This window comes from Myxococcales bacterium (assembly GCA_016720545.1).
Lineage (GTDB): Bacteria > Myxococcota_A > Polyangia > Polyangiales > Polyangiaceae > JAAFHV01.
This window is the reverse complement of the sequence record JADKKK010000002.1, coordinates 264,883-286,491: the sequence shown is the minus strand read 5'-3', so window position 1 is coordinate 286,491 and position 21,609 is coordinate 264,883. Positions and strand designations below refer to the sequence as shown.

Genomic DNA, 21,609 nt, shown 5'->3' with positions numbered 1-21,609 from the left:
GCGCTCGTCGCGCCGGAAGCGAGGCTACGCCGCGACGACGGAGGACGCGGCGGCGGAGATCGCGCGGAGAGACCGGAGGCCAGCGCGACGGAGGGCGGACGCCAGGGCGAGCCCGGGGAGGGTGAGCTGCATGCGCAGCGCGTCGACGTAGCCCTCCTCGTGCAGGCTCGCCACCACGGCGCGGACGTCGCCTTTGCGCACCTCGAGCTCGGCGGCCACGTCGCGCAGCGTGAGCGCTCGGCCGGGCGCGCTGGGCGCGCGCGAGGGCGACGAGGACGTGGGCGGCGAGGACCTTGCGGTCGAGCGGCTGGCACGTCTGGTGCGCCTTGGAGGCCTCGGAGAGCTTCGAGAGCTGAGCGAGCTGAGCGAGCTGGGGAGTCATGGCCTGGGTCCTTGTTTCGAGGTGGGCGACGTCGCCCGCGGACGTGCGTGTATTCCACACACTGTGCACTCCGCAAGCACAACGCCACACGTTGCGTCACATTTCGGGCGAGAAACAAATCGCTCGCAAAAAGTTGGCCCGCAGCGAAATTTACGGGGGGGGCGCTTCAGTCGAGCCACCCCAGGATCTTCGCGCCGCCGTCGACCTTGTCGAGCTCGACGAGCGCCGCGCGCCCCTCGACCATGGCCGCGACGCGGTCGCTCGCGCTCGGCGTAACGAGCGCCGTGACCGACGGCGCGCGCCACCACCCGAGCGACTCGTGCCGCGCCACGAACCGAAACGCGCTGACGAGCCGACGCTCGACCGGGAGAGGCTCGGGCAGGAGCAGCGAGGGCTCGGGGGAGGCCTCCGGCGACGGTACGGGCTCGTCGCAGCTCGGCGTGTCCCCGAAGAAAGGCGCGAGCACGGAGCGCTCGTCGGGGCAAAAGCTGTCGCCGAGCGTGAGCCTCCCCACGGCGCCGTCGCCGAGCTCCGCGGAGAGCTCCGCGACGAGGAGCGGCAGCGCGCGGCTGCCCTGGCTCTCTGGCTCGAAGAGCGACCGCGGCACATGGACGCGCGCGCGGCACTCGTCGGCACGGAGAGTGAGGGCGAGGACCGGCGCGGGCAAGAGGGTGCGCTCGAGGCGCGCGCGCAGCACGACGAAGAGCTCTCGTGGGTGTGAGATGGGCGTAGGCAGCGTGAGGACGCAGCGCTTTCTCTGGGGCACGGCGTCGCCGCCCGCGAGCCGAGCGTCGAGCGCGAGCTCCAGAGTGAGCTTGACCACCCCCACGCCACGCCCCGCGAGGCGCAGGGCGAGCCGCGACGCGAGGGTCTTCACGACGAACGAGAGCGCCTCGAGCGAGTCGGTGCCATGCTCGAGCTCGAGGGTCTCGGAGGGGGCTCGCCGAGGCACGTGAGGGGAGAGCGGCGCGCGGTCGTCGCCCTCGAGCAGCTGCATGATCTCGCCCGCGCGCGCGCCCAGGCGGGCCCCGAGCGCGGCGCGTGGCAGCCTCGCGAGCGCGCCCACGTCGTGGACGCCGAGGCGCCGGAGCGTGGTGCGCTGCGCCGGCTCGAGCGGCAGCGCCTCGAGCGGCAGCGCGAGCAGCGCCTCGCGATCGCGGCCGGGGCCTGGCGGCACCACGCGCCCGGGCTCGCCGTGGCTGGCGACCGCCCGCGCGACGCGAGGGCCGCCGGCGAGCGCGAGCCTGCATGTGTGCCCAAGCTCACGCACCCGCGCCTCGAGCCTCGCGAGCAGCCTCCCCTCGCCCTCCAGCCCTCGGGCGAGCTCCTCGGGTGCCCGCGCGTGTTCGCCCGCGCGCTCCTCGCCCGCGTCGATGAAGAGGTGCGCGCACCCGGTGACGTCGACCCAGACCGTGTCCTCGCCGGCCTCACCGCGCGCGAACGAGGCGGTCGCGCCGAAGGCCAAGGCCGCCTCGGCGATCCGCTCGAGCGCCGCGTGGAGGGCCTCCGCGGGGACCACACGCACGACCAGATCGGACGCTGTAGCGCGGGCCGCCGCGAGCGTCTGGCCGGGCGAGATGCCCACGGCGCGCGCGCTCTCGCAGACCGCGTGGAGGCGCACGTTCCCCGTGATCTCGGACTCGAGCATGCCCTTCCGCGAGGCGAGCACGACGCCCCGAGGTGCGCGCGACGTGACGGCGCCTGGCGCTCGCGCCGACACGGGAGCCGTCACGGGGGCCGCGACCTCGAGCGCGAGGTCGGGCAGAACGATGGCGATCACTCGCACGCCCAAACTCCTCGTTCGCGCCTCTCCACTCTCGCCTGCCTAGCCGGCCTCGCGCACGCGCGGCGCGGGCGACGAGGTGACGATGCGAGCGCTCGTGTCGCGGCGTGCGGCCTCCACGCGGCTCTGCGCGTGGGGTCGCGTGCGCAGAGGTACCGTACGTGCGGCGCCGACACGCCCTCGGCGATCGCGCGCGACGCGCACATGAACGGCCTCGGGGAGCCGCTCGAGCTCGAGGCGCAGCGCCACCGGCCACGGGGCGTGCGAGGCGTACGTGTCGGTGAGGAGCAGCACGCGCGCGGCCGACTCCTCCGCGGCCAGCGAGAAGCGCCGAACGGCGCGCTCGTCGAGCGACACCTCACGCTCACCCGCCTCGGAGGCGCGGCGCGCGCGCGAAGGCGCGACGACCACCAAGGGGAAGGCGCCCGTCGCCAGGACCTTCACACACACGCGCGAGAGGGCCTCACGCGGCGCGCGCACGACGAGCAGCCGCGCGAGGTCGACCCCAGCGGCGCGCACCTCGGGCGCATAGAGCCGAGGTCCCGAGGCCGCCTCGAGCCACGCGCAGTGAGCCTGAGGATCGCGTTGCGCCGCGCGGCACGTGGCGAGCGCGAGCGTGGTGCCGCCGCCATGCGCGTGCGGCGCGGCGAGCTCGACCACGCCGCGCGGGAGCCCGCCGTCCGGCAGCGCGCGTTCGAGCTCCGGCCAGTCGAGGAGGAGGATCTGATCGCGCGGCGCGAGCGCCTCGGCGCCTTGGTGCACGCCCAGCGCGCCCAGCGCGCCCAGCGCCGAGAGCGCGTGCAGCAGCGACGGCGGCGTTTGGATTGGGCCGCCGGTGCCCCACCTCGTCTCGGTCTCGACGCAAGCAGGCGTTCGTGTGTCGGACGTTTGTCTTACCCTCATGCTGAACATATTATCAGTATCTTGCGCGACTACAAGTTCCGCCCGAAGTTTTGCTAGAGAATCTCTCGTGACCTCGCCCTCGCCCTCCCCCCTCGCGTCCACGCCCGCGCCCGCCGAGCCCCTGCCGCGCGACCCCGCCCTCGAGCGCCTACGCGCGGCGTTCGCGCAGGTCCCGTCGGTGCTCGTCTGTTACTCGGGCGGCACCGACAGCGCCCTCGTGCTCGCGCTCGCGCACCGCCTCCTCGGCGAGCGCGCCATCGGCATGACCGCCGTCAGCCCCAGCCTCGCCCCCTCCGAGCGCGACGAGGCGATCGCCCTCGCCCGGGAAATCGGGGCCCGCCACGAGCTCGTCGCCTCGAACGAGATCGAAGAGGAGGGCTACGCGAAGAACGGCGCCGACCGCTGCTTCCACTGCAAGAGCGAGCTCTATCGCGTCGCGGCGAAGAAGCAGGTCGAGTGGGGCCTCGCCTGCACCATGAACGGCACCAACACCGACGACCTCGGCGACTACCGGCCCGGCCTCGACGCGGCGCGCGCCTCGAACGTGAAGAGCCCGCTGGTGGAGGCCGGCCTCGGCAAGTCCGAGGTGCGCCGGATCGCGGCCCTCCTCGGCCTCCGCGTCTGGGACAAGCCGGCGGCCGCGTGCCTGTCGAGCCGCCTGCCTTACGGCACCCGCGTCACGCGCGAGCGCCTCGAGCAAATCGCGAGCTTCGAGGCCTCGCTGAAGGCGCTCTCCCTCCGTCAGGTGCGGGTACGGTGGCACGGGCTCCCGGAGCTCGACGGCCAGTCCGGCGGGGCGTTCGCGCGCGTCGAGGTCGCGACCGACGAGCTCGCGGCCGCGTTCGCGCAGCGCGACGCCATCGTGGCGGCCGGCAAGCGCGCCGGCTTCGTCTACGTGACGCTGGACCTCGAGGGGTACCGCGTCGGCAGCCACAACGCGGTCCTCGTGGGCAAGAGCCTCCGCGTCCTGTCGTAGTCCTGTCGTAGTGCGCGCGAGCGAGGTCGCCGTGAACTTGGTCGCGTCGCGCCGTGTAGGGCAATATCCCACTTCGATGACGGAGCCGCCTGATCGTCGCCTCGGACCTGGGCTGGCCAAGAGCCGCGCGTCGCTGCTCCTCCACGCGCCGGCGCCGGGGCGAGTGCGCACGTGCGACGCCGCGTGGAGAGAGCTCTTCGACCGGGCCGACGTGGTGAGCGAAGGCGGAGTGCGCGACGAGCCTGGCGGAGAGGTCTGGTACGGCACGACGAGCGCGCTCCTGCGCGTGGACGCCTCCCTGGCGGCGCCCTTCGAGCCCTCCGCCCTCGCCGAGCGCGATCTCCACGCGCGCCTTCGTGCCGTGCGCCTCGCGCGACGGGAAGCCCTGAGCCGCGCCCCCTCCACGCTCGGCCCGCTCCGCTGCGAGCTCCGATTTTCCACCCACCCACGCGGGCTGAGGGTTGACGTGGAGGTCGAGGCGGCCTTGATAGAGGCGCCGGCGCGTCGTGGCGCCGGCGGCCCGCGCTGACCCGCCGCACCCGACCTCCCCAAACATGCCCCGCAAGAAAGACGACCCCCCGAACACGAAGCCGCCGCGCGCGCGCGCCGAGATCATCCACGTCGCGTTTGGCAAAGGCGGCGGCCGGGTGCCCCCTCCGGCGCCGACGGCACCGCCGGGAAACGCCCCCGCGTCGATCGCGCCGCCGCCCTCGGGCTCCACCGAGCCCATCGCCGACGTGTTCACGGGCAAAGAGGTCGAGCGCCTCCTCGGGCTCGGCGCGGGGACCCTTCGCTCGCTCGCGCGCCTCGGGATCGTCGCACCCACCGGGACGCGCGGCCGCGCCCGCGCCTACACGTTTCAAGACCTCATCGCGCTGCGGGCCACGAGCGATCTGCTTCGCAACAAGGTGAAGCTCCGAGACGTGGCCCAGGCGATCGGCGCGCTGCGCAGCAGCCTGCCGCGGGTCACGCGCCCGCTCCAAGAGCTGCGCATCGTCAGCGACGGAGCGCGCGTCGTCGTGCGGGCCGACGGCGGGCCGTTCGAGCCCACCACCGGGCAGATGGTCCTCGATTTTCAGGTGAACGCGCTCCGCGACGACGTCGTGCGCGTGCTGCGCCCCGAGACCAAGGCGAACCGCGCGCGCACCGCGTACGACCTCTACGTCCGGGCGAGCGCGTTCGACGAGGACCCGGCCTCCTACGACGAGGCGGAGGGGCTCTACAAGCGAGCGCTCGAGCTCGACCCGAAGCTCGCCATCGCCTACACGAACCTCGGGAACATCCGCTTTCGACGCGGCGACGTGGTCGGGGCCGAGGAGCTCTATCGCAGGGCCCTCGAGGTCGACGATCGGCAACCGGAGGCCTACTACAACCTCGGCTACGTGATGCTCGAGCGCGGCCACGCGTCGCAAGCGATCCCGTATTTCCAGAAGGCGATCCAGGCCGATCCAAGGTTCTCCGACGCCCATTTCAACCTCGCGATGGCCCTCGAGAACCTCGGCGAGAGCGGGCGGGCCAAGACCCACTGGCGGCGCTATCTCGAGCTCGAGCCGACCGGGCCTTGGTCCGACGTGGCGCGCGATCACCTCCGACGGCGCGGCGACTGAGCTGCGCGCGAAGGCGGCGACGGGCCGAGGGTCAGTCCCAGCCGCGCACGGCGAGCTTGAGCCGGCCGACGATGGCCCGCACCTCGTCGCGCTTCAGCGTGGTGCCGATCATCGTCCCCAAGATCGCGAGGCCGGACGCGCTCAGCAGCACGAAGCCGATCCGGTGGTCGCGGAGCCCCGCGTACGCGAGGTTCGCGGCGACGTCGAGGGTGACGAAGAGCGTGCCGGCGAGCACGTACGCGCGAATACGTAGCACCATGCCGACGCCGACGCCGAGCAGGCAGACCGCGCCGAAGACCACGGCGTAGGTGCCATCGGCCCCCGCGCCGAGGCGCATCATGAGCGTGAGGGCAGCCGGCAGGTAGAGCAGGAGGCTCCCGACCACACGCGCGCCTTGGCGGGCGGCCGGGGGCAGCTTCGCGCCGAAGATCTGCGCGAGCACGAGCACGAGCAGACCGAGCGGCCCGAGGTAGGCCTCCGCGCCGTCGAAACCCACGGAGAGCGCGGCGACGAGCAGCGCGATGTTGCCGGCGAGCGCGGCGAGCGACGCGAAGATGCGGCTCTTGTCGGCCGCGGCGAGGCCCGCGTAGAGCACGCTCGATCCCGCGGCGATCAGGGCCGCCTCGGTGGTCTCGCCGTCCCCGCGCAAGACCGCGACGAGGAGCGGCAACAGCGCGGCGAAGCGGCGCGCGGCGGCCGCGAGCGGCGGGACCCCGAGCCGCCGCGCGAGGGTCGACAGCCCAATGAGCACGAACCCGAAGACGAGCGCGGCCAGGGCGTCGGTGAAGGGAGGGAGGGCGGGGAATCTGGATCGCAGCAGCGCGTACCCGGCGACCGCGCACACCTGGAGCAGGTACGCGTGGCGCGGGCCGAGGCCACGCGCGAGCGCATGCGCCGCGACCGCCGCGACGACCGCGGTCGCGACGCCGCCGAGAGACGCGGGCACGCGCAGAGCGACCGACGTGACCGACGTGACCGACGTGACCGACGTGACCGACGTGACCGACGTGACCGAGGCCGGCGACGCGGCGACGAGCCACGCGACGAGGACGAGGCTCGCGACGAGGAGGAGATCGCGCCCGGCCGCCGCGCCCCACGCTTGCGCCGGTCGCCGCGCCTCGAGCGCCCACGACGCGAGGTGGCTCAACGCCGCGGTCAGCGCGACGCCGAGCGCGAGCGCGGGTCCGAAGGCCGCGAGCGCGGCGCTCGCGTCGAGCTGCGAGAACCCGGCGCGCGCGGTCTGGGGCACGCCAGCACCACGCAAACTATGGAGACAACAGATGATTCCGACGAACACCCCGAAGCCCAGGGTGAGCGCCGCGCCGGCCGAGAGGCCCTTGGCGAGGTCCACGTTCCGGCGCAAGGACGCGCCCGCGAGCGTGAGCGCGCCGACGCCGAGGAGCGCCGCGACGGGCGGCACGTCGAGGGCGGGCTGCGCGAGGGCGCCAAAGGCCGCGAGCGATGGCGCGGCGAGCGAGACGAGCGCGAGCGTGTGGACCACGCGGGGTGCGTCTTCCTCCTCGAGCCCGAGGGCGCCCGCGACGACGGCGCGTCTCACCGGTGCGCTCAGCGCGACCGCCACGCCGACGAGGCCGGCGGCCACCGCGAAGACGAGGAGCCCGGTCCAGGCGCGGAGGTACACGCCGGAGAGCGTCTCGGCGGCGGGGAGAAAGAGCGCGGGGTCGAGCCAGTCCGGGCGCACGGCGTCTTCGGTGCCGGCGACCACCCACGAGGTACCCGGCGGCACGAGCGGCGCGAGCACGCGGCCGAGCGCGCCCCGCTGCACGGCCACGAGCGGCGCGGCCGCCAACCCGCAAGCGAGCCCCACGGCGTGGAGCGGGGTCGCCGCGTGGGTGGCGGCGAACGAGCGCGCGAGCAAGAGCGCCGCGAGCGCCGCGCCAACGAGGAGCAGCGGCGGCGTCACCCAGAGGGCCCGCGTCAGTGTGGGGCCGCCCACGAGGAGCGCGTCGACCGCGAGGAGGAGGCCAAGGGCGAGCACGCCCGCGTGGGGCACGAGATGATACCAGGGGCCGTGCGACGGCCGCCCGAGCGCGGCGCCGATCCGCGGCCCTCCCCACACCACGAGCCTCGCCAGCAGCCAGACCCCGGCCACGATGAGGGTGAGCCGGAAACCTACGACCGAGGGCGCGAGCGGGCGACCGATCCTGTTGACGACCGCGCCGACCCCCACGAGGACACCGAGCAGGGCGAGCGTGACGACCGAGCCGCGCGCCTGGAAGGCCTGGTGGCTCGCGGAGACGAACGCCAGCGCCGCGCTGACTACGAGCACGACCACCGCGAGCACCACGAGGCCGCGGAGCGCCTCGGGGCGCGGACCGAGCCAGGCCATTACGTTGGAAAGCGACCGCGCCGCGAACACGAGCGCAGCCGCCGCCACGCCGTCGAGGAGCGCCGCGCCACGGGCCGCGAAGGGCAGCGGGAAGATCCCAAGGAGCGGTCGCCCGTCCGCCGGGGCCGCGGGCGGGTCGCCTCTCAGCGCCGCCACGGAGGTCGCGAACGCCGCGGCGACGGCCATGGCCAGCGCGGCCCCCGCGTCGTCCCTCACGCCGAGCGCGGCCGAGAGGGCGTCGCCGAGGACCAGCGCCGCGACGAAGGCGACGAGGCGGCTGCGGTCGCGCGGGGCCCGGGCCGCGAGCACCGCCACGAGGGCCACTCGAGGCGCCACGACGGGCCACGCGACCGCGACGGCGGCGCTGGAGGGGGCGCCAGCGAGCAGCGAACCGCGCCCGAGCGCGGCGACGCTCACGGCGCCAAGGACCGCGAGCGCGAGCGAGACGTCGTCGAGCGGGCGGGCGCCGAGGTCGTCTGGGATCTTCGCGAGGCGCGCGCCGTGCGGGACAGCGACCCCCCCGTAAACCGCGGCCAGCGCCGCACACGCCAACGCGAAGCCACCGATCGGATCGTCGCCGAGCGCCGGGACGACCAGCGCCGAGGCCGTCCCGAGCGCTCCGAGCGCTCCGAAAGCGTGCAAGCGACCGCGGCTGAAGCCCCCGACCGCGTGGGCCGACACGCACACAGCGCCGCCTGCCACCACACACTCGACCACAGGCAGGCCGGGGCCCTCCGTGGCGAGGACACCCGCGAGCCCCGTCGCGAGCAGGCCCAGGCCGCCGCCCCACGCCTCGAGCGCGACGCGCGCCCTGCCGGTCGCGCGACCGCTCGCGAGGAGCACCGCCGCCGCGCCCACCGCCGCCCCGGCGAACGCGGCCGAGGGGTTGCCCGGGATCGCGACCCCCGCGACGAGGCCCGCCGCCGCGACCGCCAAGAGCGCCGCGGGGTGAACGGCGGCGCCGTGCCGCCCCGTGGCGAGCCCGAACGCGGACGCACCGAGCGCCGGGATGGCGGCGAACGCGAGCGCGGGCAGCGTGAGCGTGGCGGCGGTCACGACGGCTTGCCCCGCGACCACGGAAGCGAGGGCCACGCCGCCGAACGCGACGAGCTCGCCGCCGGGCGCGAGGTGCGGCGCGCGGCGGCGGACGGGCTCGGCTCCGAGGACGTGCGCGACGACCGCCGAGAGCGCGAGGACGTAGAGCCAGGCGCCCGCCGCCGACAGGCTGCCCGCCTCGATGCGCACCGGCTCGGCTCCGGGCGCTCCGGCGAGCGAGAGGAGCGCGAGCGAGAGGCCGGCGTAGAGCGCCGACGCGAACGGCGCGAAGCCGTCGCCCACCGACGCGAGCCGGCGACCCGCGAGCGCCAGGGCGGCGACGCCGACGAACGGGACGGCCACCCGGGCCTCGGCGACCGCGCCGCCGACGAAGAGCTCCGCGACGAGCGAGGGAAGCACCGCGGCCGGGAGCATCCACCGGGGGCACGCGAACCTCTTCGCGGCGTGGCCCAAGCTCGCGACCGACACGGCGACGACGAGCGCCGAGACGCCGAGCCCGAGCCCTCGCGACCCGTCGACGAGCGCCGCGAGCGCGACGAACACGGTGGGGAGGAGCCCCACCGCGATCGCCGCGAGCACCCCGCCCGCCCGCGTGCTCCGCTTCGCGACGAGCGCCGACAAGCCGAGAAACATGGCGTGGTACCCGAGGAGCGCGCCCGCGACGACGATCTGTCGCGGAGGCCCCGCGAGCGTCCGCCACGCCTCGCGGACGCCCATCGCAGAGCCCGCCAGCACGAGGAGCGTGCCGAGGAACCACCACGCGTACTCGGCGAAGAGTCCGCTCGGCGAGAGCGAGGCCTCCGTCCCCGACGAGCCGGGGCGCTTGGAAGACGGCGGGCCGAGGTCGTCCAGCCCAAGCAGCGCACCGACGCCCGCGCCGACGCCCGCGCTGGCGCCGTGACCGTGACCCTCGTGGCCCCCGCCGAAGAGCCCCTCGCCGACCTCCACCGCGTCGCGGACGTCCCCTGGCGAGCGGGCGTGCGCCGGAGACGCGGGCTCCGACGCGGGACGCGCAGCGTCGGCCTCGAGGCGGGCGACCGCGGCGTCCCATCGCGTCGCGATCTCGCGCCGGCGCGCCGAGAGTCGCTCGAACACGCCCGGGTCGTCCGCGGCCTGCGCGGCCTGCACCGTGCCCTCGGCGCGGGCGGCGTCCCGGGAGGGCGTGTTGCGCAGGCGGGCCGCGACGTCGTCGTCGAGCGCGCCCTCCGCCTCCCACGCGTCGATCGCCACCTGCACGCGGGCCTCGAGGGCGCGCGCCAGGTTCTCTCGCGTGGGGCTCACCGCGACCGCCCCGCACGAGGCGCACCGGGCCCCGCTCCCCACCACCACAGCGCACGTGAGGCAGAGTTTGTGCGACATCCCCCGAGGTGAGCCTAGCGGCTGCCCCATCTATTCGTCACGCGCCGGTCACGCTTTCTTGAGCGTCCGCGCGAGCGTGTTCCTGGAGATGCCCAGGCCGCGGGCCGCGTCGGTCTTCACGCCCCCGGCCGCCTCGAGCGCCGCCTCGGCGTACCGACGCGAGGCCTCCTCGAGGGTCAACCCGAGGGGGAGCGCGACGCCCGGCGTGGGCGCCGCCGAGTTGCGCGGGCTCCGGGGGGCCCCGTCGGGGGCCGCCAACCATCCGTTCGGCGACAACGCCACGGCGCTCTCGATCACGTTCTCGAGCTCGCGCACGTTGCCAGGGAAGCGGTGCTCGGAGAGCCACGCGATGAGCTCAGGGGTGAGCTTGGGGTTGGGGCGCCCGTACCTGCGCCCGAATCCGTCGGCGAAATGGCGTGCAAGTTCCAGCACTTCCTCCGCTCCACGGGCGCGCAGCGGTGGCAGCACGATCTCCACGACGCGCAGCCGATAGTAGAGGTCCTGACGAAAGCGCCCCTCGCGCACGAGCGCCTCGAGGTCCCGGTGGGTGGCGGCGACGATGCGGGCGTCGGTCTCGAGCGTGGCGCGACCGCCCACGCGTTCGAAGGCGCCCTCCTGGAGGAAGCGCAGGAGCTTGCCCTGGCTCTCGAGCGGCAGGTCGCCGATCTCGTCGAGAAACAGAGTGCCGCCGTGCGCGAGCTCCACCTTGCCGGAGACGCGGCGGTCGGCGCCCGTGAACGCGCCGCGCTCGTGCCCGAAGAGCTCGCTCTCCACGAGCGGTGGGGGCAGCGTCGTGCAGTCGACGACGACGAACGGCCTCGCCTGACGGTCCGAGTTGGCGTGGATGGCGCGGGCGAAGAGGCCCTTGCCGGTGCCGGTCTCCCCGCGCAGCAGCACGTGCGCGCGGGTCTTGGCCGCGAGCGAGACGCGCTCGTACACCGGAGCGAGGCCCGGGCTCGAGCCCACGATGCGGTTGATGGGCCCGCGCAGCGTCACGCCGGGCACCTCGGCGTCGCGGGCGCGGAGGGTCGTCATCGCGAGCGCGCGCGCGAGCTGCTGCCCGAGCGCCTCGAGGTACCGCTCGTCGTCCGCGTCGAACGGGCCGCCGCTCCGTCGGTTCAAGAGCTGGAGCACGCCGCGCACGGGCGCGCGGGGCTCCTCGCGCAGCGGCACGGCGAGCACGGCGCGCGTGACGAACCCCGTTCGCTGGTCGGTCTCGGGAGAGAAGCGCGGGTCGTCCGCGGCCACGGGCACGCGAGCCGAGCGCCCCTCGACGGCGACCCACCCCGCGATGCCGCGGCCCATCGGCAGCCTGAGCGCGGGCAGCTCCGACGACAGGGCGAGGCGACTGACGAGGTCACCGCGATCGGCGTCCACGAGCCAGACCGTCGCCCGCTCCGCGCCAAGCGCCTCCGCGACGCGCTCACACGCCGCGAGCAAGATCGCGTCGAAATCCACCTCGCGGCCGAGCAGCGTGGCGAGATCGACGAGGAGCGAGAGGCGATCGGACATGGCGCTCGGTGGTCGGCGCGAGAGGGACGGCGAGGAGGGATCGGGCGCGGCCAACGCTACCACGGCAGCGCCCCTCAGGCGGCTTCCCTGGCGCTCTGGACCGCGGGGCCACGCGCGCCGGAGCCGTCGAGCCGCAGGCGCATCCCCTCCCTCGCGGCGAAGGTCGCGGGGAAGAGCTCGCGTGTCGCCGCCTCGAGGGCGAGGACCCCAACGTCGTCGCGCGCCGGGTCGTGATGAAAGAGCGCCAACGCCGAGACGCCCGCGGCGCGCGCGAGCTGGGCGGCCGCGACGTTGGTCGAGTGCCCCCAGCCCACCCGTGCGGGGCGACCGCCGCCGCCGGCGTACTCGTCGACCGTATATTGCGCATCGTAGATGAGCAGCGTCGCGCCCTCCGCGAGCGCGCGGAGCTCGGGGTCGACGGCCGCGCCGTGCTCGGTGTCGGTCGCGTAGACCAAGCTCACGTCGCCGAGGTCGAGCCGGTACGCGAGCACGCCGCCAGGGTGGTTGCCCCCAGCCACACGCACGCGCACGTCGCCGACCGAGAACGCGTCGCCGGGCGTGACCTCGCGCGGCGACAGCGTCGCCTGCACGTCGGAGAGGCGCACCGGAAACACTGGCGCGGTCATCTGGTGCTCGAGCGCGTCGCGCACGCCATGGAGGCCGCAGCGCTGGCCGACGATCTCGAGCCGGGTGCTCGGCTGGTAGAGCGGCGCGAAGAACGGCAGCCCCTGAATATGGTCCCAGTGGTAGTGGCTGAGGAGCAGCGTGAGGTCCTGTGGGCCCCGCCCGAGGAGCCTCTGTCCGAGCTCGCGGAGCCCGGTACCGGCGTCGAGCACGAGGCGACGACCGCCCGCCAAGACCTCGACAGTGCTTGTGTTTCCGCCCACCGCAGCCGTGTGTACGCCCGGCGAAGCGATGCTCCCTCGGACTCCGAAGAACGTGACTTCCATGGTTCTCTCTCCTGCTCCGTCGTTTGTCGACGGGCCCCCCCTTGCTCGCGCCGTGCCAGGCCCGCGACGCCGCGCTTCTGCGCCCGCAGCGACGCGGCGGAGGGGGCGCGCACCGGGATGAAGCGCGGGCCTACGCACGCGCGCTTTTTTGGCGCGGCGGCGGCGTGCGCTAGGCTCCGAGCATGATCGTCATCGCGGACGACTGCCCCCTCGCCCGCTTCACGCTCTCGCGCGAGCTCGAGCAGCGAGGGATCGCCGCGACCTACGTCGCCTCGGTGGAGGCCGGACGAGCGCTGCGGGCGAACCTCGCGTGCGCCCTGGTCGACCTCGACCTCGGGGACGGCTCGGGGGTGGAGCTCGCCGAGCACCTCCGAAGCCACGCGCCGACGCTGCCCGTCGCGTTCTTCACGGCCTCGCGCGACACGTCGGAGGCGCGCCGCCACGGCCCCGTCTTCCGAAAACCCGACCAGCTCGCCGAGGCGGTCGCGTGGATCGTGGCCCACGCCGCGGGCCCGAGCGAGCCCCGCGGCCCTGGCCGATGAGGTACGCTGTCGGCATGACGACCGGACGGGCGAGCGGTGCGGCGGCGATTCTTCTGTTGGTCACGGCGTTCGCCGTGGCGTGTACGTCTTCAACGACCCCCGCGACCGACGCCGGGACACCCGCCATCGACGCCGGGACACCCGCCATCGACGCGGCGATCTCGCCCGACGGCTCGTCCCCTGAAGCGGCGGTCCCCGACGCGGGCTGCGTGGGGCCATGCGCGACGCTCTCCCTCGACGCGACGTACGGCGCGAAGACGGCTCGCTTCGAACGCGCTCAGTTCGGGTGGGACAAGCAGGCCGGCAAGGTGAGCGGCATCACGACGGAGGCCCACGCCGGCGGGCGGCCCGAGTGCCCTACGCAAGCGTCGCCGACCCCGGATCGAACGGTGGTGATCAGCGGCGTCCCCATCGGCTCGGCGGGCAAGACGCTCACGCAGGCGGACGGCGTCGCGGTGACCTTGTTCGACTTCAAGAGTGTGCTCACCGACAAGCCGCTCGACAAGGCGACGGCGGTCAAGCTCACGGTGGTGTCCATCGAGGGCGACGCTCCGGAGCGCGTGGCGTTCGACCTCGAGGCGACCTTCGTCGAGGGGAAGATCGTCGGCCACGTATTCGCCGAGCACTGCAAGACGATGGACGAGTAGCGCGCGCTCAGAACACCGCGGCTTCGCTCGCGGCCTCCCGAGAAATGCGCCCCGACGCCACGAGCTCTCGCGCGTGCATGTCGAACGTCTGCATGCCGTAGGGGTGGGCGCCCTTTTCCATGAGCTCCCGGAGGGACGGGTTGTTGTCGGGGCGCCGGATCGCCTCGCGCACGGTGCCCGACGCGACGAGCACCTCCGCGAGGAGCACGAGCCCGTCTCCGCTCTTCGAGGGCAGGAGGCGCTGCGCGACGATGCCCTGCAGGCAAGACGCGAGGCGCTCTCGCATGTCCTCGCTCGCGCCGGCACGGCGTGGGGCGAGCGACACGGCGCGGCCCATCGTGCGCGTGACGTCGGGAGTGTGCAGCGTCGACATCACGAGGTGGCCAGTCTCCGCGGCCTGAAGGGCGACGTCCATCGTGACCTCATCACGGATTTCGCCAACGAGGATGACGTCGGGGTCCTGCCGAAGGGCGGACCGGAGCGCGTCCGCGAACGAGCCGGTGTCGATCTGCACCTCGCGCTGGCTCACGCTGGCCTTGCGATCCTCGTGCAGGAACTCGATGGGGTCCTCGATGGTCACGATGTGCAGCGGCTGCGTGGCGTTCAGGTGACCGATCATGCTCGCGAGGGTGGAGCTCTTCCCGTTGCCGGCGGCGCCGACCACGAGCACGAGGCCGCGGCCCCTCTCCGCGAGCTGAACGCACGTGGCGGGAAGCCCGAGCGACTCCATCGTCGGGATCGTCGAGGCGATGGCGCGCAGGACAATCGCGAGGGTGCCGCGCTGGCGGTACACGTTCACGCGGAATCGCCCCACGTTCGGCACGACGTACGCCGTGTCGTGCTCCTGGAGCTCGGAGAGCTTCGCGAGCTTCGCGGGGTCCGACAGCACGAGCCGCGCGATGGCTTCGGTGTCCGACGCGCGCAAAGGATCGGTGCGAAACGCCACCAGATCGCCACGGATGCGCGCGGACGGCGGCGCCCCGACGCGCAGATGAATGTCGCTCGCGTTCGCGGCGACCGCCTTGCCGAGGAGCTGGGCAAAGAAGGCTGCGTTGCCGTACGCGCTGGCGCCCGGCTGCCCCGCCACGGCTAGCCCGCGTCGCTGGCGTCGCTCGAGCCGCCGTCGGCCGCGGAATCCACCGGCGAGTCCACCGGGGAGTCGACCGGCGAGTCCACCGGGGCGTCGACGGGGGCGTCCACCGGGGCGTCGGCCGGGGCGTCGACCGCGGCGTCCACCACCGGCGCGGTGTCGGTCTTCGCGTCGGCGGGCACGACCGCGACGTCGGCGACGTCGGCGGGGATCTTGGTGCGGTCGAAGTCGACGATGAGCTCGCACCCGGCGACCGAGGCGACCGCGAGGAGCGTGAACGCGAGCAATGTCGCGCGACGACGGCGCGGGGCGACGGCAGCGCGCGAGGACGAGCGCGAGGACGAACGCGAGCAGAACGGAGAAGGCGTCTTCATGGGGCGGGGCCTCGGCACGTTTTCGGAAGCGAGTTTCAGAAGCGTATGAGCGCGCCTGCACCGCCGCCTTGGGGCGTGATGTAGGGCGTCGGGGTGATGGACACGCGCGCCGGAGCGGGCTTCGCCGCGGCGACGCCCGCGGCCTTCGGGGGGTCCTTGGTGAGGAAGAGGACGGCGGAGGTCACACCGAAGGTGATCGCGATGCCGAAGCACATGTCGGCGACGAGCGCGGCGTTCTCGCCGCTGTCGGCGGTGCTGGTCGTGGGCGCGGTCTTGAAGTCGCTCGACTTCGAGAGCGCGGCGATCCCGAACCCCGTGCCGACGCCGAGCGCGGCGACGGCGATGCCACCGGTGACGTACGCAGGCACCTTGCTCGGCGGCGGCGGCGGCGGCGGTGGCGGTGGCGCGGGCTTCGGCGCCACGGCGACGGGCGGGGGCGGAGGAGGCGGCGGCGGCGGCTCGGGCTTCTTCTCCAGCGTCACCGCGAGGTCTTGCTTGGCGGCGTAGGCCACCTCCACGTCGCGCTCCACCGGCTCGTAGCCCTCGAGCTCCACGCGCACCGTGTGCTTGCCGGGCGGCAGGTCGAGGTCGGTCGGGCTCTTCTCTTGGAAGGGCTTGCCGTCGACGAGGACCGCTCCGCCGGCGGGGTCGGTGTCGAGGTGGACCTTGCCGGGCATGCCCTTGATCTCTGCCACGCGCTTCTGGGTGGCCTCGGCCTTGTCCTTCATCTTCGCGGGGACGGCCGCGAGGAAGCGCTCGTAGGCGACCACCGCTTCGCGGAGCTTGAGGAGCTTGTCCTGGCACTCGCCGATCGCGAAGGCGAGCTCGGGCGAAGGCTTGGCGCCATCGGCGGTCTCGTAGAGGGCGAGCGCCTCCGCGTACTGGCCGGCCTTGAATTTCGCGTCGGCGTCCTTGGTGGTGGCGCGCACGTCGACCGGCTTGACCTGGGGCGTGGTGGTGGCGGCCTTCGGCGCAGGCTTGGCCCCCTTGCCGGCCCCGGGCGGCGCCGCGTATGCGGGCGACGTCGCCGTCGCCACGGTGACGAGAACCAGTCCTGCAGAAACCAGCCGATTGCGAAGCGTGTTCAAGTCGGTCCTCCTGGGGGCCGGAGCCGCTCTCGACGAGCGACGCCGACGGGGGAAGCTACTACGGATGGTCGCCGCGCTTCCATTCGGATTCGACGGGCGACGCCGGCGGGCGGGCGGTTTCAGGCGGGGGGCTCGACCTCGTGCGACGGCTCGACGAGCTCGACCAGCACGCCGCCGGTCGCCCGCGGGTGCAGGAACGCCACTTTGTGGCCGCGCGCGCCGGCTCGCGGCGCTTCGTCGAGGAGCGGCACCCCGAGGCCCTTGAGGAACGCGAGCGCGCCCTCGATGCCCTCGACCTCCACGGCGATGTGGTGCAGTCCCGGGCCGCGCTTCTCGAGGAATTTCTCGAGCCCCGCGTTTCCCCGGGGGCTGATGAGCTCGATGCTCGACTCGCCCAGCGGCAGGAGCCACGCCTCGGTCTGCTGGGCGGCGACCACCTCGCGCTCGCGCGGCTCGAGACCCAACGCCTCGCGGTACTTGGCGGCGGCGCCCTCGAGGTCGGCCACGCAGACCGCTACATGATCAATCTTCTTTACCTTAAACATTCGGTGGACCTCGCCACCCCCACTCTACCGCGGCGCGCGGCGCGCGCGCACCTCGCGCAGCTCGCAGCTGCCGACGGGCCCGCGATTCTGGTACGCTGGCTCGGCTTGCGCTCGGCCTACTCGCCTTGCTCTCGTCTCCAGCTCCTTCTTACGAGGTCCTTCCCATGATCCGATCGCGCTTCCGGTCCGTCTCGCTGCAGTCGATGCTCCTCCCCGCTCTCGTCGGAGCGCTCGCGTTCGCGACCGGCTGCGCGCCGACCCTGTCGCCCCCGTTCGACCAAATGAAGAGCTCGCAGATCACGGTCTACCGCCTCCAGAACTACGAGCCCCCGCCCCAGGCGGGCGCCGCGGCGGGCGCGGCCATCCCGGGCCTCCCACCCCAGCTTCAGCAGTGGGTCACCGCCGGCGCGTCTCTCCTGCCGCCGGGGCTGATTCCACCCGGCCTCATCCCTGGCGCGCCCGGCGCGGCGGCGCCCGCGGCCGACCAGACCCAGCGCTTCCACGGCTTCCGAATCCTTGGCTACTCGGCGCTGAACGACAAAGCACAGCGCGAGGAGGCCCTCGGCATCTTCGGCAGCAAGAGCAGCTTCTCCAACGCCACCGCCAACTGCCTCTACGCCGAGTTCGGCTTCTCGTTCGCCGGCGCCGCGGGCGGCCCGCCCGCCGACGTCCTCGTCTCGCTCTCGTGCAATCAGGTCAAGGCCGACGGCTTCGCCTGGCCGCACGGCGCGCAGACCGGGCTCACCGCCGACACCTCGAAGCGCATCATCGCGATCGCCCAGAAGGTCTTCGGCGGCTGAGCGTGTCCCCCGCTGCCGGGCTCGTCCATCGGCTCGCCGCGCGCGCGTTCGAGCGCATGACCGTGGACGAGGCCTGGGAGCGCCGCGTGCGCGAGGCCGACGCGCGCGGCACGGTCGTGTACGTGCAGCGCAACGTGTCGGTCGTCGACTACTTCGCGCTCGAGCACCTCACCCGCAAGCTCGGGCTCCCGCCCGTGCGCTTCGCCAACGACCGCGGGCTCAGCGTCCTCGATCCCGGGCGCGGCCCCATGTGGCAGAAGCTCTTGCCGCGTGACGAAGCCTGGTACGCGGCGGAGCTCGCGCGGGTGCTCGAGGAGGGGGCCTCGGCGGCGCTCTTCTTGAAGCGCCCGCCGTCGCTCCTCGAGCCCGCGACCGGGAACGCCGTCCTCCACCCGCGCGGCTCGCTCGCCGCGCGGCCCTCGCGCGGCCGCGCGGAGGGCGACGTGTACCTCCACACCGTGCTCGCGGCGCAGCGCGCGCGCGCGACGCCCATCCTCCTCGTGCCGCAGGTGTTCGTCTGGTCGAAGCACCCCGACTCGTCGGAGCGTGGCGTCGTCGACGCCCTGTTCGGGCCGCGCGAGTGGCCGGGCACGCTGCGGACACTCGCGCAATTTTTACTTAACTTTCGACATGTTACGCTGCGAGCGGGCGAGCCGCTCGACGTCGGGCAGTTCCTCGCGCAGCAGGGCCCGGAGGCGCCCGACGACGTGCTCGTGCGGCGCCTCACGTACGCCCTGCTCCGTCGCCTCGAACGCGAGCGCCGCGCGGTCGTGGGGCCGTCCAAGAAGCCGCTCGATCGGGTGCGCGCGGAGGTCGCGCGCAGCCCGAAGCTGAAGCGCACGATCGTCGAGCTCGGCGGCGAGGGGCTGCGCGAGCGCCGCGCGCTGCAGGCCCGCGCGCTCGCCCTCGTGGAGGAGCTCGAGTCGGCCCAGGACATGAACGCGATCCAGGTCATGGACGCGGCGTTCGACGCGACCCTCGCGAAGATGTACTCGGCGATCGAGGTGGACCAGCCGGGCCTCGCGCGGCTGAAGGAGGCCTCCAAGGACGGCACCCTCATCCTCCTGCCGTCGCACAAGTCGCATGTAGACTACATCATTCTCACGCGCATCTTCTACCACGCTCGCATGCCCGCGCCGGTGATCGCCGCGGGCGACAACCTGAACTTCTTCCCGCTCGGCGACGTGCTCCGGCGCGGCGGGGCGTTCTTCATCCGCCGGAGCTTCAAGGGCGACAGGCTCTACGGAGCCGTGGTCGACGCGTACATCCGGAGGCTCATCCTCGACGGCGTGTCGCTGGAGGTCTTCCTCGAGGGCGGGCGCTCGCGCACGGGCAAGCTGCTCTCGCCGAAGCTCGGGCTCCTGTCGATGGTCGTCGAGGCGGCGCTCGGTGGTCACCGCAGGGTGTACTTCTGCCCGATCTCCATCGGGTACGAGCGCGTGGTCGAGGAGCGCTCTCTCGTGCGCGAGCTCACCGGCGGCGAGAAGAGCAAAGAGGATGTGCGGGGCCTGCTCCGCGCCCTCGAGACGCTGGTCGGCCGGTACGGGAGGCTCAACGTGCAGTTCGGCGAGCCGCTCACCCTCGAGGGCGTGCAGGACGAGCTCCAGCACCCGCGTGAGGCGACCGCCGCTCGCCCCCCGGCCTCCCCCGCCGAGCGCGCACGCGCGGAGCTCGCCCTGACCCCCGCGCGCCGCCGCGCGCTCATCACGCGCCTCGCGCACCGCGTGATGAACGAGATCAACCGCGTGACCGCGGTGACGCCCGGCGCGCTCGTGGCCACGGCGCTGCTCTCCCACGGTCGCCGCGGCATCTCCGACGCCGACCTGCTCGCCCTGTGCGTGCGCCTGTTCGAGCTCCTGCGGCGCTTCGGCGCGCGCTTCTCGCCGAGCGTGTCGGTCGACGGACGCACCGTCCGCCGGGCGGGCCTCGCCGAAGCGACCGAGCTCTTCTTTCGCGCCGGGCACCTCGAGGTCCGGCTCCCGGGGGAGCCGCTCGGCAAGGAGCGCGCGCGCGCGCCCGGCCCCTCCCCCGACGCCTTCTACCTCGTGCGAGACGAGCGACGCCACGCGCTCGACCTGGCGAAGAACGCGGTCGTGCACTTCTTCGTCGACCGCGGGCTCGTGGCCACGGCGCTGCTCGCGCAGGAGGGCCCGCCCACGACCCGCGAGACGCTCGCGACGCGCGTGCAGGCCCTCTCGAGGCTCTTCAAGCACGAGTTCAGCTTCCGCGTCGACGCACCCTTCGAGCGCATCTTCGAGGAGACGCTCGACGCGATGCTCCGCGACGGCGAGCTCCGCGACGACGCGCGCGGCGGCGTCACCGTCGGCGACGGCGCGGCCGGCGATGACGCGCGGCTCTACGCCGGGATTCTGCTCGAGTTCGTGGAGGGCTACCGCATCGCGGCGCGGGCGCTCGGCGCGCTCGCGAAGGGCCCGCTGCCGGCCAAAGACCTCGCGAAGCGGGCGCTCGCGGTGGGCGATCGCATGTTCCTCGGCGGCGAGATCCAGCGAAAGGAAGCCGTGAGCCGCGCGCTCTTCGACAACGCGTTCACGGCCTTCGTGGAGCAAGGCTACCTCGCGCGCGAGGACGGCAAGCTGCGCCTCGCCGAGAGCTTCGCCACGCCGGGCGCCCTCGGCGCCGTGGAGGGGAAGGTGCTCGGCTTCTTGCCGGACGCGCGCCGCCGCGCCAGGGAGAGCGAGTGAGATCGGCCCGGGGGCGCCACGCCCTCGCGGTGGCCGCGACGGCCGTCGCCCTCGCGAGCGCCGCGCTCGGGTGCACTCCCACCCCGACGCCCCTCGCCCCGAACCAACGGGGGAGCATCGGCCTGCCGCACAAGGGCACGCTCACCGGCGGCGAGGAGCTCCCTCGCGACGCGCCGGGGATCGCGTGGCTCCGGTCAAACGATCGCCACTTCGCGGTGCCTCGCCTCGCCCGCGCCCTCGCCCGCGCGGGCAAGGCGGTCGCCGAGGAGCACCCCGGCGCGGTCCTGTGCGTCGGAGATCTCTCCGCGCCCCGCGGCGGGCGCATCTCCGGGCACGCCTCGCACCGGACGGGCCGCGACGCGGATCTCTTGCTCTACCTCACCACGCTCGACGGCGCGCCCGCGCCCAGCCCGGGCTTCCTCCCCGTGGAGGCCGACGGTCTCGCCTTCGACCCCGGCAAGAAAGAGTACTTTCGACTCGACGTCCCGCGACAGTGGGCCCTCGTGAAGGCGCTCGTGCTGGACCCCGAGGCGAACATCCAGTGGCTCTTCGTTCATGGCAACATCGAGGCGCTCCTCGTAGCGTGGGCGCGCGCGCGCGGCGAGCCGACCGAGGTCATCTACCGGGCGATGAAGATGATGCTTCGGCCGCGCGGCTCGGGCCCGCACGACGATCACGTGCACGTACGCACGGCCTGCCTCCCCGGCGAGCTCGGCGACGGCTGCGAGCCTTCGGGGCCCGACTGGCCCTGGCTCCACCGCGGCGCCCCGCCCCCCGTGGCGCCGACCGCCGAGCTCATCGCGACTCTCTTCCGAGACGTGAGCGAGCCCGCCGCGCGCGCGCCCTCGACGAGCGTCGCGGCGCCGTGAACCTCGAAGTGAGCCCCGAAGGGGCGAACGCAGGTCGATGGCGGGCCCGAGCCAAAGGCGAGGTCTCGCCATGA

The 21,609-nt window shown here is 73.8% G+C and carries 18 protein-coding genes; 8 read left to right on the top strand and 10 right to left on the bottom strand.

What is annotated here, in order from left to right; translation table 11 throughout:
* Positions 1–24: 24 nt before the first annotated feature.
* From IPQ09_05130 to IPQ09_05120, 3 genes are all read right to left on the bottom strand, one after another.
* Positions 25–219, bottom strand: coding sequence for a hypothetical protein (locus tag IPQ09_05130; GenBank protein ID MBL0193604.1), 195 nt, complete (start codon positions 217–219; stop codon positions 25–27).
* A gap of 329 nt (positions 220–548) precedes the next feature.
* Positions 549–2,162 (bottom strand): DNA polymerase Y family protein, encoded by a 1,614-nt coding sequence (locus IPQ09_05125; GenBank protein MBL0193603.1) that lies wholly within the window; start codon positions 2,160–2,162, stop codon positions 549–551.
* A gap of 45 nt (positions 2,163–2,207) precedes the next feature.
* Positions 2,208–3,068 carry a hypothetical protein gene (locus tag IPQ09_05120; GenBank protein MBL0193602.1) on the bottom strand — a complete coding sequence of 287 codons (861 nt, stop codon included), beginning with the start codon at positions 3,066–3,068 and terminating at the stop codon, positions 2,208–2,210.
* On the opposite strand from IPQ09_05120, the gene larE reads away from it, so the two are divergent.
* The 3 genes from larE (at position 3,067) to IPQ09_05105 (ending at position 5,651) form a co-directional block, all read left to right on the top strand.
* Positions 3,067–4,044: an ATP-dependent sacrificial sulfur transferase LarE gene (larE, locus tag IPQ09_05115; protein ID MBL0193601.1), complete on the top strand. Its 978-nt coding sequence runs from the start codon at positions 3,067–3,069 to the stop codon at positions 4,042–4,044. The genes IPQ09_05120 and larE overlap by 2 nt on opposite strands.
* Positions 4,045–4,120: 76 nt before the next feature.
* Complete coding sequence (locus tag IPQ09_05110; GenBank protein MBL0193600.1) at positions 4,121–4,573, top strand: hypothetical protein; 453 nt, start codon at positions 4,121–4,123, stop codon at positions 4,571–4,573.
* Positions 4,574–4,598: 25 nt separating this feature from the next.
* The gene (locus tag IPQ09_05105) at positions 4,599–5,651 is read left to right on the top strand and encodes a tetratricopeptide repeat protein (protein MBL0193599.1); all 1,053 of its coding nucleotides are present in this window, start codon (positions 4,599–4,601) and stop codon (positions 5,649–5,651) included.
* Positions 5,652–5,682: 31 nt separating this feature from the next.
* Here IPQ09_05105 and IPQ09_05100 read toward each other — a convergent pair whose 3' ends face one another.
* The 3 genes from IPQ09_05100 to IPQ09_05090 all read right to left on the bottom strand — a co-directional run bounded on the left by IPQ09_05100 (position 5,683) and on the right by IPQ09_05090 (position 12,878).
* Positions 5,683–10,416, bottom strand: a complete 4,734-nt coding sequence (locus IPQ09_05100) for a hypothetical protein (GenBank protein ID MBL0193598.1) — start codon at positions 10,414–10,416, stop codon at positions 5,683–5,685.
* A gap of 48 nt (positions 10,417–10,464) precedes the next feature.
* Positions 10,465–11,928: a sigma-54-dependent Fis family transcriptional regulator gene (locus IPQ09_05095; GenBank protein MBL0193597.1), complete on the bottom strand. Its 1,464-nt coding sequence runs from the start codon at positions 11,926–11,928 to the stop codon at positions 10,465–10,467.
* Positions 11,929–12,002: 74 nt separating this feature from the next.
* Positions 12,003–12,878: an MBL fold metallo-hydrolase gene (locus IPQ09_05090; protein ID MBL0193596.1), complete on the bottom strand. Its 876-nt coding sequence runs from the start codon at positions 12,876–12,878 to the stop codon at positions 12,003–12,005.
* Positions 12,879–13,060: 182 nt separating this feature from the next.
* Between IPQ09_05090 and IPQ09_05085 the strand changes: the two genes are divergently transcribed.
* Both IPQ09_05085 and IPQ09_05080 read left to right on the top strand, forming a co-directional pair.
* Positions 13,061–13,420 carry a response regulator gene (locus tag IPQ09_05085; GenBank protein MBL0193595.1) on the top strand — a complete coding sequence of 120 codons (360 nt, stop codon included), beginning with the start codon at positions 13,061–13,063 and terminating at the stop codon, positions 13,418–13,420.
* Positions 13,421–13,434: 14 nt separating this feature from the next.
* Entirely contained in the window at positions 13,435–14,067 is a 633-nt protein-coding gene (locus IPQ09_05080) for a hypothetical protein (GenBank protein MBL0193594.1), read from the top strand.
* Positions 14,068–14,074: 7 nt separating this feature from the next.
* Here the strand turns inward: IPQ09_05080 and IPQ09_05075 are convergent, their stop codons facing one another.
* The 4 genes from IPQ09_05075 to mce all read right to left on the bottom strand — a co-directional run bounded on the left by IPQ09_05075 (position 14,075) and on the right by mce (position 17,164).
* The gene (locus IPQ09_05075; GenBank protein ID MBL0193593.1) at positions 14,075–15,154 is read right to left on the bottom strand and encodes a PilT/PilU family type 4a pilus ATPase; all 1,080 of its coding nucleotides are present in this window, start codon (positions 15,152–15,154) and stop codon (positions 14,075–14,077) included.
* 2 nt (positions 15,155–15,156) lie between these two features.
* The gene (locus IPQ09_05070; protein MBL0193592.1) at positions 15,157–15,531 is read right to left on the bottom strand and encodes a hypothetical protein; all 375 of its coding nucleotides are present in this window, start codon (positions 15,529–15,531) and stop codon (positions 15,157–15,159) included.
* 35 nt (positions 15,532–15,566) lie between these two features.
* Positions 15,567–16,619 carry a PEGA domain-containing protein gene (locus tag IPQ09_05065; GenBank protein MBL0193591.1) on the bottom strand — a complete coding sequence of 351 codons (1,053 nt, stop codon included), beginning with the start codon at positions 16,617–16,619 and terminating at the stop codon, positions 15,567–15,569.
* A gap of 119 nt (positions 16,620–16,738) precedes the next feature.
* Complete coding sequence (gene mce / locus IPQ09_05060; protein MBL0193590.1) at positions 16,739–17,164, bottom strand: methylmalonyl-CoA epimerase; 426 nt, start codon at positions 17,162–17,164, stop codon at positions 16,739–16,741.
* 164 nt (positions 17,165–17,328) lie between these two features.
* Between mce and IPQ09_05055 the strand changes: the two genes are divergently transcribed.
* The 3 genes from IPQ09_05055 to IPQ09_05045 are packed head-to-tail and all read left to right on the top strand — an operon-like array spanning position 17,329 to position 21,535.
* Positions 17,329–17,964, top strand: a complete 636-nt coding sequence (locus IPQ09_05055; GenBank protein ID MBL0193589.1) for a hypothetical protein — start codon at positions 17,329–17,331, stop codon at positions 17,962–17,964.
* Positions 17,965–17,966: 2 nt separating this feature from the next.
* On the top strand, positions 17,967–20,666 hold the full coding sequence (locus tag IPQ09_05050; protein ID MBL0193588.1) for a 1-acyl-sn-glycerol-3-phosphate acyltransferase: 2,700 nt from the start codon (positions 17,967–17,969) through the stop codon (positions 20,664–20,666).
* The gene (locus IPQ09_05045; GenBank protein MBL0193587.1) at positions 20,663–21,535 is read left to right on the top strand and encodes a penicillin-insensitive murein endopeptidase; all 873 of its coding nucleotides are present in this window, start codon (positions 20,663–20,665) and stop codon (positions 21,533–21,535) included. The genes IPQ09_05050 and IPQ09_05045 overlap by 4 nt, the downstream gene beginning before the upstream one ends.
* The last annotated feature ends 74 nt before the right edge of the window (positions 21,536–21,609 follow it).

What these genes read in the sequence shown, in the direction of transcription:
- IPQ09_05095 (MBL0193597.1), bottom strand. Translation starts at nt 11,928, where the DNA reads ATGTCCGATCGCCTCTCGCTCCTCGTCGATCTCGCCACGCTGCTCGGC.
- IPQ09_05090 (MBL0193596.1), bottom strand. Translation starts at nt 12,878, where the DNA reads ATGGAAGTCACGTTCTTCGGAGTCCGAGGGAGCATCGCTTCGCCGGGC.
- IPQ09_05100 (MBL0193598.1), bottom strand. Translation starts at nt 10,416, where the DNA reads ATGTCGCACAAACTCTGCCTCACGTGCGCTGTGGTGGTGGGGAGCGGG.
- IPQ09_05085 (MBL0193595.1), top strand. Translation starts at nt 13,061, where the DNA reads ATGATCGTCATCGCGGACGACTGCCCCCTCGCCCGCTTCACGCTCTCG.
- IPQ09_05070 (MBL0193592.1), bottom strand. Translation starts at nt 15,531, where the DNA reads ATGAAGACGCCTTCTCCGTTCTGCTCGCGTTCGTCCTCGCGCTCGTCC.
- mce (MBL0193590.1), bottom strand. Translation starts at nt 17,164, where the DNA reads ATGTTTAAGGTAAAGAAGATTGATCATGTAGCGGTCTGCGTGGCCGAC.
- IPQ09_05080 (MBL0193594.1), top strand. Translation starts at nt 13,435, where the DNA reads ATGACGACCGGACGGGCGAGCGGTGCGGCGGCGATTCTTCTGTTGGTC.
- IPQ09_05105 (MBL0193599.1), top strand. Translation starts at nt 4,599, where the DNA reads ATGCCCCGCAAGAAAGACGACCCCCCGAACACGAAGCCGCCGCGCGCG.
- larE (MBL0193601.1), top strand. Translation starts at nt 3,067, where the DNA reads ATGCTGAACATATTATCAGTATCTTGCGCGACTACAAGTTCCGCCCGA.
- IPQ09_05120 (MBL0193602.1), bottom strand. Translation starts at nt 3,068, where the DNA reads ATGAGGGTAAGACAAACGTCCGACACACGAACGCCTGCTTGCGTCGAG.
- IPQ09_05055 (MBL0193589.1), top strand. Translation starts at nt 17,329, where the DNA reads ATGATCCGATCGCGCTTCCGGTCCGTCTCGCTGCAGTCGATGCTCCTC.
- IPQ09_05110 (MBL0193600.1), top strand. Translation starts at nt 4,121, where the DNA reads ATGACGGAGCCGCCTGATCGTCGCCTCGGACCTGGGCTGGCCAAGAGC.